The sequence below is a fragment of the Streptomyces sp. NPDC087906 genome (genome assembly GCF_055584925.1).
The window spans coordinates 771,780-785,606 of the sequence record NZ_JBVJLC010000002.1; the positions used below are offsets into that span (position 1 = coordinate 771,780).

At 71.4% G+C, this 13,827-nt stretch carries 15 protein-coding genes; 2 read left to right on the forward strand and 13 right to left on the reverse strand.

Annotated features, from left to right (window positions below; translation table 11 throughout):
* Nucleotides 1-102: 102 nt before the first annotated feature.
* Complete coding sequence (locus tag ACZ63I_RS08745) at nucleotides 103-321, reverse strand: hypothetical protein (protein ID WP_469336730.1); 219 nt, start codon at nucleotides 319-321, stop codon at nucleotides 103-105.
* 390 nt (nucleotides 322-711) lie between these two features.
* Nucleotides 712-993 carry an acylphosphatase gene (locus ACZ63I_RS08750; RefSeq protein ID WP_469336732.1) on the reverse strand — a complete coding sequence of 94 codons (282 nt, stop codon included), beginning with the start codon at nucleotides 991-993 and terminating at the stop codon, nucleotides 712-714.
* A gap of 133 nt (nucleotides 994-1,126) precedes the next feature.
* Between ACZ63I_RS08750 and ACZ63I_RS08755 the strand changes: the two genes are divergently transcribed.
* Nucleotides 1,127-2,020, forward strand: coding sequence for a CAP domain-containing protein (locus tag ACZ63I_RS08755; protein ID WP_469336733.1), 894 nt, complete (start codon nucleotides 1,127-1,129; stop codon nucleotides 2,018-2,020).
* A gap of 11 nt (nucleotides 2,021-2,031) precedes the next feature.
* On the opposite strand, the gene mutM is transcribed toward ACZ63I_RS08755, so the two are convergent.
* The 9 genes from mutM to ACZ63I_RS08800 all read right to left on the reverse strand — a co-directional run bounded on the left by mutM (nucleotide 2,032) and on the right by ACZ63I_RS08800 (nucleotide 11,356).
* Nucleotides 2,032-2,892, reverse strand: a complete 861-nt coding sequence (gene mutM / locus ACZ63I_RS08760; protein WP_469336735.1) for a bifunctional DNA-formamidopyrimidine glycosylase/DNA-(apurinic or apyrimidinic site) lyase — start codon at nucleotides 2,890-2,892, stop codon at nucleotides 2,032-2,034.
* A 133-nt stretch (nucleotides 2,893-3,025) separates the two neighbouring features.
* On the reverse strand, nucleotides 3,026-3,853 hold the full coding sequence (gene rnc / locus ACZ63I_RS08765; protein WP_469336737.1) for a ribonuclease III: 828 nt from the start codon (nucleotides 3,851-3,853) through the stop codon (nucleotides 3,026-3,028).
* A 19-nt stretch (nucleotides 3,854-3,872) separates the two neighbouring features.
* Nucleotides 3,873-4,046 carry a 50S ribosomal protein L32 gene (gene rpmF, locus ACZ63I_RS08770; protein ID WP_030753522.1) on the reverse strand — a complete coding sequence of 58 codons (174 nt, stop codon included), beginning with the start codon at nucleotides 4,044-4,046 and terminating at the stop codon, nucleotides 3,873-3,875.
* Nucleotides 4,047-4,048: 2 nt separating this feature from the next.
* Nucleotides 4,049-4,777 carry a YceD family protein gene (locus ACZ63I_RS08775; RefSeq protein WP_469336739.1) on the reverse strand — a complete coding sequence of 243 codons (729 nt, stop codon included), beginning with the start codon at nucleotides 4,775-4,777 and terminating at the stop codon, nucleotides 4,049-4,051.
* A gap of 71 nt (nucleotides 4,778-4,848) precedes the next feature.
* On the reverse strand, nucleotides 4,849-6,084 hold the full coding sequence (locus ACZ63I_RS08780; RefSeq protein WP_469336741.1) for an ATP synthase F0 subunit B: 1,236 nt from the start codon (nucleotides 6,082-6,084) through the stop codon (nucleotides 4,849-4,851).
* Between the two features lie 98 nt (nucleotides 6,085-6,182).
* Complete coding sequence (coaD, locus tag ACZ63I_RS08785; RefSeq protein WP_469337057.1) at nucleotides 6,183-6,662, reverse strand: pantetheine-phosphate adenylyltransferase; 480 nt, start codon at nucleotides 6,660-6,662, stop codon at nucleotides 6,183-6,185.
* 26 nt (nucleotides 6,663-6,688) lie between these two features.
* A complete protein-coding gene (gene rsmD / locus ACZ63I_RS08790) occupies nucleotides 6,689-7,273 on the reverse strand; it encodes a 16S rRNA (guanine(966)-N(2))-methyltransferase RsmD (RefSeq protein WP_469336742.1) in 585 nt (194 codons plus the stop codon).
* Between the two features lie 194 nt (nucleotides 7,274-7,467).
* Complete coding sequence (gene recG / locus ACZ63I_RS08795) at nucleotides 7,468-9,690, reverse strand: ATP-dependent DNA helicase RecG (protein ID WP_469336744.1); 2,223 nt, start codon at nucleotides 9,688-9,690, stop codon at nucleotides 7,468-7,470.
* A 25-nt stretch (nucleotides 9,691-9,715) separates the two neighbouring features.
* Nucleotides 9,716-11,356, reverse strand: coding sequence for a DAK2 domain-containing protein (locus ACZ63I_RS08800; RefSeq protein WP_469336746.1), 1,641 nt, complete (start codon nucleotides 11,354-11,356; stop codon nucleotides 9,716-9,718).
* A 231-nt stretch (nucleotides 11,357-11,587) separates the two neighbouring features.
* Between ACZ63I_RS08800 and rpmB the strand changes: the two genes are divergently transcribed.
* Nucleotides 11,588-11,773 (forward strand): 50S ribosomal protein L28, encoded by a 186-nt coding sequence (rpmB, locus tag ACZ63I_RS08805; RefSeq protein ID WP_003957616.1) that lies wholly within the window; start codon nucleotides 11,588-11,590, stop codon nucleotides 11,771-11,773.
* A gap of 108 nt (nucleotides 11,774-11,881) precedes the next feature.
* Here the strand turns inward: rpmB and thiD are convergent, their stop codons facing one another.
* Complete coding sequence (gene thiD / locus ACZ63I_RS08810) at nucleotides 11,882-12,694, reverse strand: bifunctional hydroxymethylpyrimidine kinase/phosphomethylpyrimidine kinase (RefSeq protein WP_469336748.1); 813 nt, start codon at nucleotides 12,692-12,694, stop codon at nucleotides 11,882-11,884.
* Nucleotides 12,695-12,725: 31 nt separating this feature from the next.
* The gene (locus ACZ63I_RS08815; protein ID WP_469336750.1) at nucleotides 12,726-13,697 is read right to left on the reverse strand and encodes a thiamine-phosphate kinase; all 972 of its coding nucleotides are present in this window, start codon (nucleotides 13,695-13,697) and stop codon (nucleotides 12,726-12,728) included.
* Between the last annotated feature and the right edge of the window lie 130 nt (nucleotides 13,698-13,827).

Here is a 13,827-nt window from a genome sequence, read left to right on the forward strand (position 1 = left end):
ATGAGGGGAAAGAATCAAGAAAAGAAGGGACGCCGAAGCGTCCCTTGCATATTCTTGATCTCGCGAGAGTGTTTCTCACCTGGCCCCGGTTGGGGGCCGCCGTCAGGTGAGCGCAGGCTCCGCCTGGGGGACGTCGATGTCCATGCTGTCGAACAGCGAGTCTCCAGGGTGCTGTGCGACGGCGGCGTTCAACGCGTCGTTCTCGGACTGGATCCGTACGAGCTCGGATTCGAGGTCCTGGACGCGCTGCTGAAGCCGTCGCATCTCGGCGAGAAGTCGCGGGTCGGAACCGCCGACATAACCGAGAAGCGCCTTTGCCATGATTGCTGGTCCTCCACACTGAGTGACCGACCGGATGCGGTTCGGGTCATAGGGGAATATCGCACCCGCGGTGCCTGACAGTGCTGTGATCACTGCGGTTCTTACTGCCAAACAGTTGAGGTGCGCGGGGCTTCCAGAGTCTCACCAAAAAGTTTGACGGTCAACACGATCACAGCCCGCGACGGCGGACGGCCCGGGGGCACGCCGCCGTGAAATCGGCGGGGGCGCCTCTCCTGCGGGCGCCGGGGGCATCTCGCCAGGTGTCGATCAACGTTAACCGCGCAGCCTGGCACGACCAGGGTGTTCTTGGCAACCACCAGGTCACCGGGGACGTACGCATGTGCCAGTGGCATGGCCCGAGCCCGCCTTTCCGGCTCGCGCCGAGGCGCGTCAGCGGATCGCGAAGCTCTCGTAGCCGCCGCGTGGCGTGTCCCAGATCTCAGTGACTCCGTCGACGCGTCCGGGTGTGTCGGGCGATTCGAGCCACTCCAGCAGACGGTGGCAATTCTCACGCGTCCCTTCGGCCACAACCTGCACCCGTCCGTCGTCCAGGTTGAGGGCGAATCCGGTGAGGCCGCCGATTTCCAAAGCGTTTGCCCTGGTGAACCAGCGGAAGCCCACTCCCTGCACTCGGCCGCGCACCCAAGCGGTGAGCCGTACATCTTCCGTCATGCACGCACGCTAACTGCCCAATTGCTCACACGGCCCAGCGACCCCACACGTCATGGGCTACAGTCCCGTCGAAATGAGCCTCACTCGTTCGGGTGAGTCACGTTGTCGTCGAGAGCACGAGAGGGGCACGCAGATGGGACGCCACGGACGCTCCGCTGCCCGGCCCGCCACCGTCGAAGAGGCCGTCCCCGCGGGCAGGCACCGCGGTGGCGCACGCCAGAAGCGGCGCATAGGCCCCGTCCGCACCGGGCTGCTCGGCGCTTCGGCCGCCATGGCGGTGGGCGCGGTCGCCGTGACCTCCGGCATGCTGCCCGGCGGCTCGCAGTTCGTGGTGGGCGGCAGTCCCACCAACGGTGACCAGATACGCACCGACGGCGGCCCGCCGACGCTGCTGCAGAACGGCGGGGTGCAGAGCCCGGACCAGGACGAGCGGCCGTCCGTCTCGCCGAGCCGCGGCACGGGCCGCTCGTCGGCGCCGGAGAAGACGCCGTCGGCGACCCCCTCGAAGCCGCCGACCAAGCCGACCAAGACGGCGAAGCCTTCGACGGCCCCGCCGAAGGCGACGAAGACGCAGCCCGAGGAGACGCCGAGCAAGGCCCCGGCGCCCCGCCAGACCACCGAGCGCGCCGTCCAGGCGGCGCCTTCGGCCCCCAGCTCCACCGAGGCCACCGTCCTGTCGCTGGTCAACGACGAACGCGCGAAGGTGGGCTGCGCCCCGGTACGCGCCGACGCCTCGCTGGGCACCCTCGCGCAGAACTTCAGCGACGACATGGCGGCCCGCGGCTTCTTCGACCACACGGACCCGGACGGCGACACGCCCTGGGACCGCGCCGACAAGGCGGGCGTCGAGGGCCTGGGCGGCGAGAACATAGCCCGCGGCCAGGCCGACGCCCAGGCCGTCATGGACGCCTGGATGAACAGCGAGGGCCACCGCGCGAACATCCTGAACTGCGACTACACCCGCCTCGGCGTCGGCGTCCACACCGGCTCCGGCGGCCCCTGGTGGACGCAGGACTTCGGCTTCTGAGCGAATCCTGACTAGCGCGTGGCGCGTGGCGGGCGCTGGCAGTGCGGGCAGAAGTAGCTGGAGCGGTTCATCCAGGGGCGGCGGCGGATCGGAGTGCCGCAGCGGTGGCAGGGTTCACCCTCGCGGCCGTACGCCTCCAGCGAGCGGTCGAAGTAGCCGGACTCGCCGTTCACATTGACGTACAGGCTGTCGAAGCTGGTGCCGCCGACGGACAGGGCCGCGTTCATGACCACCCTGACCTGGTCGAGCAGGTCGGCCGAGCGCGGCCGGGTCAGTGTCGCGGTGGGGCGCTCGTAGTGGAGCTTGCTGCGCCACAGGGCCTCGTCGGCGTAGATGTTGCCGACGCCGCTGATCAGCGACTGGTCGAGCAGCGCGCGCTTGATCGTCGTACGGCGCAGCCGCAGCGCGGTGTGGAAGGCGGCCTCGTCGAAGGCCGGGTCCAGCGGGTCGCGTGCGATGTGCGCGATGACGTCCGGCAGGCCCTCGGGGGTGTTGTCGTGCAGCGAGAGTCCGCCGAAGGTGCGCTGGTCGACGAAGCGCAGTTCGGTGCCGAGGTCGTCGGCGAAGCGGATGCGGATCCGCAGGTGCTTCTCGTCGGGCAGCGTCTCCGGCTGGACGAGGAGCTGGCCGCTCATCCCGAGGTGGCCCAGGATCGAGGCGTCCGTGTCGGCGAGCGGCAGCCAGAGGTATTTGCCGCGCCGCATGGCCGCCCCGATGGTGTGGCCGGTGAGCTGGGCGGCGAAGTCGGCGCCGCCCGCCGGGTGCCGGCGTACGGCGCGCGGGTGCAGCACCTCGACGCCGGCGACGGTCCTGCCGCTGACCCAGCGCTCAAGTCCGCGGCGTACGACTTCGACCTCGGGCAGCTCGGGCACGGCACTCCTCAGGGGGCGGAAAGGTCAGGGGTGGGATGGAGGTGGGGTGGGGGTGGGGTGGCAACAGCACACGCCCCCCGCCGCACCGGTGGGTGCGGAGCGAGGGGCGCGTGCGGAAGCGGGGCGTCGGCCGTCAGACGTCGGCGGAGTCGGCGGGGGCCGACACCGACGGGGCCTCGGGGGCCCCGGCGGCAGTGCCGCCCGCCGCCTTGCCCGCGGCGGCGCGTTCCTCCGCCGCCGTGCTGATGGACCGCCAGGCGGATTCCGCCGCCTGCTGCTCCGCTTCCTTCTTGCTGCGGCCGGTGCCGGTGCCGTACGAGACACCACCGACGCGGGCGGCAGCGGTGAAGGTCTTCTCATGGTCGGGGCCGGTCTCGGTGACGAGGTACTCGGGGACTCCGAGGCTCTCCGCCGCCGTGAGTTCCTGGAGACTGGTTTTCCAGTCCAGGCCGGCTCCGAGGTTGGAGGACTTCTCGATCAGCGGGTCGAAGAGCCGGTGCACCAGCTCGGACGCCGTGTCGAGGCCCTGGTCGAGATAGACAGCACCGATCACCGCTTCAAGCGTGTCGGCGAGAATCGACGCCTTGTCCCTGCCGCCCGTGCCCTCTTCGCCCCGGCCGAGCCGGATGAAGGAGCCGAGTTCCAGGCCGCGGCCCACTTCCGCCAGCGCACGAGAATTGACCACCGCGGCCCGCAACTTGGCCAACTGGCCTTCGGGCAGGTCGGGGTGGATGCGGTACAGCGTGTCGGTGACCACCAGGCCGAGCACCGAATCCCCGAGGAATTCGAGCCGTTCGTTGGTGGGCAGACCGCCGTTCTCGTACGCGAACGAACGATGGGTCAGCGCACGCACCAGAAGGGCGGACTCAAGGTGATACCCGAGCCGCCCTTCCAGAAGCGTGTGGGACGAGGCTGTACTGACCGTGTCTGTCTGCTGGTCGGCGTTGGACAGTTCAGACATTGAGCCTCTCACCGGCCGCTCAGACCTCGAGGACCTGGCGCTTGTTGTACGTGCCGCAGCTCGGGCACGCGATGTGCTGGAGCTTCGGCTCCTGGCAGCGCTCGCACGCGACCAGAGTGGGGACCGCAGCCTTCCACTGCGACCGGCGGTGGCGCGTGTTGCTGCGCGACATCTTCCGCTTCGGAACAGCCACGGCTACTTCTCCTGCTTCTCGTCGACGCCCGCTTCGGCGCCGCCCATGTTGTCCTTCTCGCCGGCCGGAATGGTTTCGGCGAGTCCTTGCAATGCCGCCCAACGGATGTCGACGGCATCGTGGTGGTGGTCGGGGTTCTCGTCCAGCCTGATCCCGCATTCGGAACACAGACCGGCACAGGACTCCCGGCACACCGGCTGCATGGGCAGTGCGAGCACCACCGCATCGCGCAGCACGGGTTCGAGGTCAAAGAGACTGTCCTCGATGTAGAGCGTGTCCTCGTCGTCCTCGGCGTCGGCGGCCGGTTCGGCAGCGCGGCTGCGGCCCCGGTCGTCGGCGTCGTGGTACGCGAACATCTCCTGGAAATCCGCCGCAACCTCCTGGCTGAGCGGCTCCAGACACCTTACGCACTCCCCCTCGGCGGTCGCTCGGGCGGTACCGGTGACCAGGACGCCCTCCATGACCGATTCGAGGCGGAGGGTGAGTTCGACGGGGGCGCCCTCGGGGATCCCGATGACATCGGCGATGCCGAAGGCCGCTTCAGGACCGGGTCCGGGCACCGTGCGGGTCAGCTTCCTGAGCGCACCAGGACGCCGCCCCAGCTCGTGTGTGTCGAACACGAGGGGGTTGCGGTGGTCGAGGCGCGCGTTCAGAACTGTCCCTGCTTTCGTTTCGTGGGGTGGGCCGCCAAGGTCGCCGGGGGCGAAGCGGGCAGCCGGGATCGCGGACATACACGCGACCGAAGGACCAGGATACCGGTCCGGCAGCCGTAGACCCAATCCGGGCTTTTCCGGGTCCGCGGTCAGTGGCCCTGTTCGTACCGGCGGAGCTGATCGAGGTCGATCATGCTGGTGTCGAAGAGGCTGGTCTCGTCGAGGGCGCCCTGCTGGTCGGGGGCGCCGGGCGGCAGCGCGGGCGGCGCGGGCTGCTGCTGCCAGCCGTAGTTCGGGTCGTACCCCTGCTGCGCCTGGGCGGCCTGCATCTGCTCCTGCGCGTACTCCTGCTGCTGGTACGCGTACGGGTCCTGCTGGTAGCCGTACGCGTCCTGCTGCTGGTATCCGGCGTAGGTCGGCTCGGCGCCGTACGCCGGGTCCTGGTACCCGCCTGCCGCGTACCCGGGGGCTCCCGGGGCTCCCGGAGCCGCTTCCTGGTACGGCGTGCCGGGCGCCGGGTAGCCGGCCAGGTCCGCCGCGTACTGCTGCTGGTCCTGCGCCGGGATCTGCGGCTGGTCGGGCACCTGCGCCTGGGAGGGGAGCTGGGTGTGCGAGGCCCGGTTGAGGGACTGGGCCTGCATCTGCGGGGTCTCGACCAGGTCGGCCAGGAAGTCGGCGTCGCTGGTGTGGCCCTGGCGGCCCGCCGCGTCCTGCTCGGCCATGTGCAGGCCGAGGGCGTCCGCGTCGGTCCTGCCGTGCAGCTTCTGCCGGCCGCGGCCGACGGCGTCCAGGGTCTTGGACAGCACGGCCTCGAAGGCGCCGAGCTTGGCGTCCACGTACTCGTCGGCCCGCCGGATCAGCGTGTCCGGGTCGGTGCTGTGCTCGGGGGCGTCGTCGTCGGCGGCGGCTGCGCCGTCGTACCCCTCGTCACCGAGGGCCGGGGCGCGGCCGAGGAGCTTCTCGCGGCCCCGGTCGACGGAGCCGATGGTCTTGGTGAGGACGACCTCGAAGTTGGCGAGCTTGGAGTCGACGTAGTCGTCGGCCTCGGCGCGCACCTCCTCGGCGTCCTTGCGGGCCTCGCCGAGGATGCGGTCGGCCTCGTCCTGGGCCTGCCGGGCGATCGCCGTGTCGGAGATCAGCGAGGAGCGCCGGGCGTGGGCCTCTTCGATGATCCGCCCCGCCTCCTGGCGGGCCTGTTCGGAGAGCTGCTCGTGCCCGCCGATCAGTTCCTCGGCCTGGGCCAGGGAGCTGGGCAGGGCGTCCCGTACCTCTTCGAGCATGGCGAGCAGTTCGGCGCGGTTCACCACGCAGGACGCCGACATGGGCATGGACCGGGCGCTCCCGACCGTGTCGACGATCTCGTCGAGCTTCTTCTGCACGTCCACCGTGTGCTCGCCACTCTCTCGGCTGGTTTGGAGACGGACGCAACGACTGTACGACCACTCGGAGCCCTCCGGACACCGGGTGACGCACTGTCATCCGCTCAGCGTTCGGCGAGGCGCTTCGTGAGGGCGGCGTGGACGGCCGGCGGCAGCAGGTGGGTGACGTCTCCGCCCCAGGTCGCGACCTCTTTGACGAGGGAGGACGACAGGAAGCTGTAGGTGGGGTTGGTCGGTACGAAGAGGGTTTCGACGCCCGAGAGTCCGTTGTTCATCTGGGCCATCTGCAACTCGTAGTCGAAGTCGCTGACGGCTCGCAGCCCCTTCACGATGGCCGGGATGTCGCGCTGCTTGCAGAAGTCGACGAGCAGTCCGTGGAAGGACTCCACCTCGATGTTCCCGAATTCCGCGGTGACTTCGCGGATCAGCTCGATCCGCTCCTCGACGGTGAACAGCCCTTTCTTGGACTGGTTGATCATCACCGCGACATGGACGACGTCGTACAGCTTGGAGGCGCGGGCGATGATGTCGAGGTGTCCGTTGGTGATGGGGTCGAAGGACCCGGGACAGACGGCGCGGCGCAATGGGGTTTCCTCGCTCTCCGGTCCGGTCATGATGCGTCTTGGCGCGTGGGGGCGGTGCGGCCGTACCAGAGCGTCGCCTCGCCGTAGCGACGCGAGCGCACGGGCTCGAAACCGTCCGGCCAGCCGAACTCGCCGCCCCTGGTGCTCCGCTCCACGGTGACGACGGCGGAGCCGCTGAGCCAGCCCTGAGTGCGTAGTGTGAGCAGGATCTCGCCAAGATCGTCATCGGTCACGGCGTACGGCGGATCGAGGAAGACCAGGTCGTAGGGGGTGGCGGGGGCCGGTCCCGCGACGATCTGGGCGGCTTTGCCCGCGCGTACGTCGGCGCCCGGCAGCCCGAGCGTGGCGACGTTGTCCCGGACGGTGCGTACGGCGCGTGCGTCGGCCTCGACGAGGAGGGCGTGGGCGGCGCCCCGGGAGAGCGCCTCAAGGCCGACGGCGCCCGAGCCCGCGTACAGGTCGGCGATCCGCAGTCCTTCGAGGGTGCCGAGGAGCGAGATCCAACTGGAGAAGAGGCCCTCGCGCGCCCGGTCGGAGGTGGGGCGGGTGCCGTCGCCCGGCGGTACGGCGAGTCGGCGCCCGCCGGCGGCGCCGGCGATCACGCGGGTCATGGGTGTCGATCCTCGCTTCGTGGGCGGCCTGCTCGTACGCCACAACGATATGGCGTAAGCACCGGCCGGGCGCGAGGGGTCCGCCCCTTGTCTAGGGATCCACCCCTTCCTTCGACGGCCTTCGGCGGGCGGCGGGGGGTGAGCGGCGGGGGGGCGGGGGGGCGGGGGGGGCGGGGGGGCGGGGGGGCGGGGGGTCACCCCTTGTCGAGGTACTGCTCGCGTTCGGCGTCCAGCAGCGCGTCCAGGGCCGTGCGCAGTTCCGGGTAGCCGTCGAGGTCCGGGTCCTGCGTGACGACGGCGACGGCCTCCTCGCGTGCGGCGGCGATGACCTCCTCGTCGTCGATGACCGTGAGCATCCGCAGCGAGGAGCGGACGCCGGACTGGGCCTGGCCGAGTACGTCGCCCTCGCGGCGCTGTTCGAGGTCGATACGGGAGAGCTCGAAGCCGTCGAGGGTGGCGGCGACGGCGGCGAGCCTGGCCCTGGCCGGGCTCGCCTCGGGGGCGTCGGTGACGAGGAGGCAGAGCCCCGGGGCCGAGCCCCGGCCGACCCGGCCGCGCAACTGGTGGAGCTGGGAGACCCCGAACCGGTCGGCGTCCATGATCACCATGGCGGTGGCGTTGGGGACGTTGACGCCGACCTCGATGACGGTGGTCGCGACCAGTACGTCCACCTCGCCCGCGGAGAAGGCGCGCATCACCGCATCCTTGTCGTCGGGCGCCATCCGGCCGTGCAGGACCTTGATCCGCAGTCCGGCGAGCGGTCCCGCCGCCAGCCGCTCGGCCACCTCCAGCACGGCGAGCGGCGGCCGTTTGTCGGCCTCGGCCGCCTTCTCCTCGGCGGCGGCCTTCTTCTTGGCGCCCTCGGCGGTGTCGTCGGTGTCGCCGATCCGGGGGCAGACCACATACGCCTGATGGCCGCCCTCGACCTCCTCGCGCACCCGCTCCCAGGCCCGGTCGAAGAAGCGCGGCTTCTCCAGGGCGGGGACGACATGGCTGGCGATCGGCGAGCGCCCGGCGGGCAGTTGGTCGAGTACGGAGGTCTCCAGGTCGCCGAAGACCGTCATCGCGACCGTACGGGGGATCGGGGTGGCGGTCATGACGAGCAGGTGCGGCGGCTGCTTGCCCTTGGAGCGCAGCGCGTCGCGCTGCTCGACCCCGAAGCGGTGCTGCTCGTCCACGACGACAAGACCGAGGTCGTGGAACTGCACCTTGTCCTCGATCAGCGCGTGCGTCCCGATGACGATCCCGGCCTCGCCGGTGACCAGGTCGAGCAGCGCCTGGCGGCGCGCCGCCGTCCCCATGGAGCCGGTGAGCAGCACGACCTTCGTCGCGTGCTCGGCGCCGCCGAGCATGCCGCCCTGGGCCAGCTCGCCCATCATCTCCGTGACGGAGCGGTGGTGCTGCTGGGCGAGCACCTCGGTGGGGGCGAGCATCGCCGCCTGACCTCCTGCGTCGACGACGGCCAGCATGGCGCGCAGCGCGACCAGGGTCTTGCCGGAGCCGACCTCGCCCTGGAGGAGCCGGTGCATGGGGTGGTCGGTGGCGAGGTCGGCGAAGACCTCGGCGGTGACCTTCCGCTGCCCTTCGGTGAGGGTGAAGGGCAGGGTCGCGTCGAACTGGTCGAGCAGTCCGCCGGCGACCGGCCTGCGCGGCACCGCGGGGAGCTGGGCGTCGGCGTGGCGGCGGCGGGCCAGCGCGACCTGGAGCACGAACGCCTCGTCCCACTTCAGCCGCTGCCTGGCGGCCTCGATGTCCGCCCTGGTCTCCGGGCGGTGGATCTTGAGCAGCGCCTCGGGCAGCGAGGAGAAGCCGCGCCCCTCGCGCAGCGCGGGCGGCAGCGGGTCGACGGCTTCGGCGGCCCTGGGCAGTACGGCGTCGACCGCCTTGGTGATCTTCCAGGACTCCAGGCCCTTGCAGGCGGGATAGATCGGGATCAGCTTGCCCGCGAACGAGTCGACCGCGCTGTCGGCCGATTCGTCGTCCCCCTCGGTGGTCCTGCCGAGCGCCACGTACGTGGGGTGCGCGAGCTGGAGTTTGCGGTTGAAGACGGAGACCTTGCCGGCGAACATGCCGCGGCTGCCGGGCGGCAGGTCCTGCTGCGGCCGGTGCACGCCCTTGCCGAAGAACACGAGCTGGAGCCGGCCGCTGCCGTCGGTGAGGGTGATCTCCAGCCGCCTGCCGCGGCCCGCGTTGAACGTGTGCACCCGGGAGTCGGCGACCTGGGCGACGACCGTCACGTCCTCGTCGAGCGGCAGGTCGGCCAGTTTGGTGAGCTGGCCGCGCTCCTCGTACCGCCGGGGGTAGTGGTGCAGCAGATCGCCGACCGTGTGCAGGCCGAGCTGTTCGGCCATCACCTTCGCCGTGGCGGGGCCGAGCGTCTTCTTGAGGTCTTCATCCAGCGCGGACACGCGGTCCATTGCACACCACGCCACTGACAGGCTGCTACTCCACGCCGATGAGCAGCGGTACGGATCGGCTGCCGCCCCGGTAGACGACGGTGTCCACGGCGAGGTGCCCGTCGCGTACGTACGCCTCCAGCCGGTCGGCGAAGGTGTCCGGCACGCCGTCGCCGAGGACGAGCGTGACGAGTTCGCCGCCGGCCGCGAGCATGCGGGCCAGCACGGCCTCGGCGGTGGCCGTGAGGTCGGCGCCGATCACCGCGACGTCCCCGTCGATGAGGCCGAGCACGTCCCCGGCCTGGCAGATGCCCGCCATGGTCCAGGACTGCCGCTCGGCGACGGCCAGTTCGGCGTAGCGGGTGGCGCCGGCCGCCGAGGTCATCGCGACGACGTCCTCGTCGAAGCTGCGCTCGGGCTGGTGCACGGCGAGCGCGGCGATGCCCTGGACCGCGGCCCTGGTGGGGATGAGGGCGACCCGTACGCCTTCGGTGCGCGCCTGTTCTGCCGCCGCGGCCGCGGTGTGCCGCAGCTCCGTGTCGTTGGGCAGGAGCACCACCTCACGTGCGTGGGCCCGGCGGATCGCGTCGACCAGTTCGCCGCTGGCGGGCGGCTCCCCCGGCCGGTTCAGCACGGTCGTCGCACCGGCCTCGGCGCACAGTCCGGCGAGCCCTTCGCCGGGTACGACGGCGACGACGGCGCGCTGGACGGGTTCCGGCTGCGGTCCGGCGGCCGGGCCGAAGTGGGTGATGCGGATCCGGTGCGGGCGCCCGGCCTCCACACCGGCCTCGACGGCCGCCCCGGCGTCGTCCACGTGCACATGGACGTTCCACAGCCCGTCGCCGCCGACGACGACCAGGGAGTCCCCCAGCGGGTCGAGCCGGTCCTTGAGCCGGGTCACGGCCGCGTCGTCCGCCTCCAGCAGGTAGATCACCTCGAAGGCGGGCCCGCCTTCCTCGGGGTCCTCGTCGCGGGCGCAGGCCGCGGCCTCGTACACCCGGATCTCCGTCACGACGGCGGGCGGCGCCTGTCCTGTGACGGTCTCGACGAGCGCCCCGAGCACGGCGAGCAGCCCGCGGCCGCCCGCGTCGACCACGCCTGCCCTGCCGAGGACGGCGAGCTGTCCGGGGGTCGCGTCGAGCGCGGCGCAGGCACCGGCGTGCGCGGCGCGTACGGTCGCCGCGATGTCGGCGCCGGCTCCCGCGCCCTCGGCTGCGGTGGCGGCGGCTGCCGCGACGGTGAGGATGGTGCCTTCGACGGGGTGCGCGACGGCTTGGCGGGCCAGTTCGGCGGCCCTGCGCAGCGCGGGGGCGAGCCGGTCGCCTACGGCTGCCGGGTCCGAAAGACCGGGGGTGCCGGCGTCCTCGGTGAGTACGTCGGCCATGCCGCGCAGCAACTGCGCGAGGATCGTGCCCGAGTTGCCCCGGGCCCCGATGAGGGCGCCGTGCGCCATGGCCCGTACGGCGTCGGCGGGCGCGGGCGCCGATGCGCCGGTCTCGTGGGCGGCGAAGACCGCCTCGACGGCCTGCGCCGCGGACTCCACGGTCAGATAGAGATTGGTGCCGGTGTCGCCGTCGGCGACCGGATAGACGTTGATCGCGTCGATCTCAGCGCGCTCCCTGCCGAGGGCCTCCAGTGCCAGTGCGCACCAGGTGCGCACCGCTGGGGCGTCGAGGGTGTGCGGCACCTGGCGGTCCTCCTTGAGCGGCCCCGAAGGGGCTGGTGGCGGGCTGCACGCAGGGTAGCCGGACCTGGGGCGGCGGGCGCCATGGTAGTTTCGTTGTATCGAGGCAGCCGTTGTATGCTGCTTCGGTTGCCCGACGAGAGTCGGGCCATTCCCCCGGCAACACCCCGTCAGTCAATGATGAGGGACGGCCGGATTTCTCTGTACGTACATCTGAAGTCTTTGGAGTGACCCGTGGCTGCCAACTGCGACGTCTGCGGCAAGGGGCCGGGCTTCGGCAACAACATTTCGCACTCGCACCGCCGTACGTCCCGTCGCTGGAACCCGAACATCCAGCGCGTGCGTGCAGTGGTCGGTCGGACGCCGAAGCGGCTCAATGTCTGCACCTCGTGCATCAAGGCCGGCAAGGTCTCGCGCTGACGCCTGCGTCGTAGCGCAGCCCCTGCGGTTGCCTTGAAAAGCCGGTCCACCTCGGTGGGCCGGCTTTTTGTCGTGCCCCGGCCCCGGCAGCCACCACCGCCGGGGCCTTCAGCGGTAGCGCCAGGCGTGGTCGACCGGGCCGATGCCCGTACCCAGCGCGAACCCGGCGGCGATGGCGCCCGTCACGTACTCCTTCGCGGCCTTCACCGCCTCCACCACGCCCTGCCCCTTGCCGAGTCCGGCGGCGACGGCGGAGGCGAGGGTGCACCCGGTGCCATGGGTGTGCCGGTTGTCGAGCCGGGGGGCCCGCAGCCAGTGCTCCTCGGTGCCGTCCGTCAGCAGGTCCACGGCCGCCGCCCCGCCGGGCAGATGGCCGCCCTTGACGAGCGCCCAGCGCGGCCCGAATTCGAGGACGGCGTCAGCGGCGCGGCGCAGATCCGCCTCGCTCGCGACCCGGACCCCGGTGAGCTGTGTCACTTCGTCCAGGTTGGGGGTGGCGACGGTCGCGACCGGCAGCAGCAGGGTCCGTACGCCGTCCAGCGCGGATGCGGCGAGCAGCGGGTCGCCGTGCTTGGAGACACCGACCGGGTCGACCACCACGGGCGCCCGCGTCCCGGCGAGCAGTTCGGCGACGGCGGCGACGAGTTCGGCGGAGGCGAGCATGCCGGTCTTCACCGCCTGGACGCCGATGTCGTCCACGACGCTGCGGTACTGGGCCCGTACCGCTTCGACCGGCAGCTCCCAGGCGCCCTGCACCCCGAGTGAGTTCTGCGCGGTGACCGCGGTGAGCACGCTCATGCCGTGCACCCCGAAGGCGAGCATCGTCTTCAGGTCGGCCTGGATGCCCGCACCGCCACCGGAGTCCGATCCGGCGACGGTGAGGACACGGGGCGGCGCCGCCGCCGGCATGGGTTCGGGCATGCCCCGAATCTACTTCGCGCCGGGTCGCGGGCTACTTCGCGTCCTCGATGTCCCCGAAGTGGTCCCAGCCGCCCTTCCTGGTCCACGGCGCACCGTCGACCGTCACCTGCGGCAGCGCCGAGGGGTTGAGCACCTCGCCGATCACCTTCCAGCGGGCCGGCAGCTTCACGTCCTGCGGGAAGGTGGCGACGATGGCGTGGTCCTCTCCCCCGGTCAGCACCCACTGCAGCGGGTCGATGCCGACGGCCTGCCCGATGTCGTTCATCTGGGAGGGGATGTCGATGAGCCCGGAGCGCAGATCGATACGGACCTTGCTGGCCTCCGCGATATGGCCGAGGTCGGCGACGAGTCCGTCGCTGACGTCCGTCATGGCGGTGGCGCCGAGCCCGGCGGCAGCCGGGCCCGCGTGGTACGGCGGTTCGGGCCTGCGGTGCGCCTCGACGAAGGCGCGCGGTGAGCGGAACCCCCGGGAGAGCACCGCGTGCCCGGCCGCCGACCAGCCCAACCAGCCGGTGTACGCGACGACATCGCCGGGCCGCGCGCCGGACCTGAGCACCGGTTCGTGGTTGCGGAGGTCGCCGAGCGCCGTGATGGCGAGGGTGATCGTGTCGCCGCGTACGACGTCGCCGCCGACCACGGCTGCGCCGGCCACCTGGCACTCGTCGCGGATGCCGTCCATCAGCTCCGTCGGCCAGGTGACGGGGAGTTCGGCAGGCACGACGAGCCCGAGGAGCAGCGCCGTCGGGACGGCGCCCATGGCCGCGATGTCGGCGAGGTTCTGGGCCGCGCCCTTGCGTCCCACGTCGTAGGCGGTCGACCAGTCGCGGCGGAAGTGCCGCCCTTCGAGGAGCAGATCCGTACTCGCCACGACCCTGCGGTCGGGTGCGGCCACGACCGCGGCGTCGTCGCCTGGCCCCAGCCTGACCGCCGGGGTGGTGGTGAGCCGGGAAGTGAGCTCCCTGATGAGCCCGAACTCCCCCAACTCGCCCACGGTTCCCTTCACCGAGTCTCCCCTCTCATCGTGTCTCGCCGCGTCCTGCGTCTGCGGTCGCGAGCCGTCACTGCCCTAGGTACCGTCAAGTGATACGTCAACTTCCCGACGCCACGCGCCACGCTGCGGGTGTCACTGGGTG

Coding starts and splice junctions, on each gene's coding strand:
- ACZ63I_RS08745 (WP_469336730.1), bottom strand. CDS start 321: ATGGCAAAGGCGCTTCTCGGTTATGTCGGCGGTTCCGACCCGCGACTT.
- ACZ63I_RS08750 (WP_469336732.1), bottom strand. CDS start 993: ATGACGGAAGATGTACGGCTCACCGCTTGGGTGCGCGGCCGAGTGCAG.
- ACZ63I_RS08755 (WP_469336733.1), top strand. CDS start 1,127: ATGGGACGCCACGGACGCTCCGCTGCCCGGCCCGCCACCGTCGAAGAG.
- rnc (WP_469336737.1), bottom strand. CDS start 3,853: ATGTCTGAACTGTCCAACGCCGACCAGCAGACAGACACGGTCAGTACA.
- ACZ63I_RS08775 (WP_469336739.1), bottom strand. CDS start 4,777: ATGTCCGCGATCCCGGCTGCCCGCTTCGCCCCCGGCGACCTTGGCGGC.
- rsmD (WP_469336742.1), bottom strand. CDS start 7,273: ATGACCCGCGTGATCGCCGGCGCCGCCGGCGGGCGCCGACTCGCCGTA.
- recG (WP_469336744.1), bottom strand. CDS start 9,690: ATGGACCGCGTGTCCGCGCTGGATGAAGACCTCAAGAAGACGCTCGGC.
- thiD (WP_469336748.1), bottom strand. CDS start 12,694: ATGCCCGAACCCATGCCGGCGGCGGCGCCGCCCCGTGTCCTCACCGTC.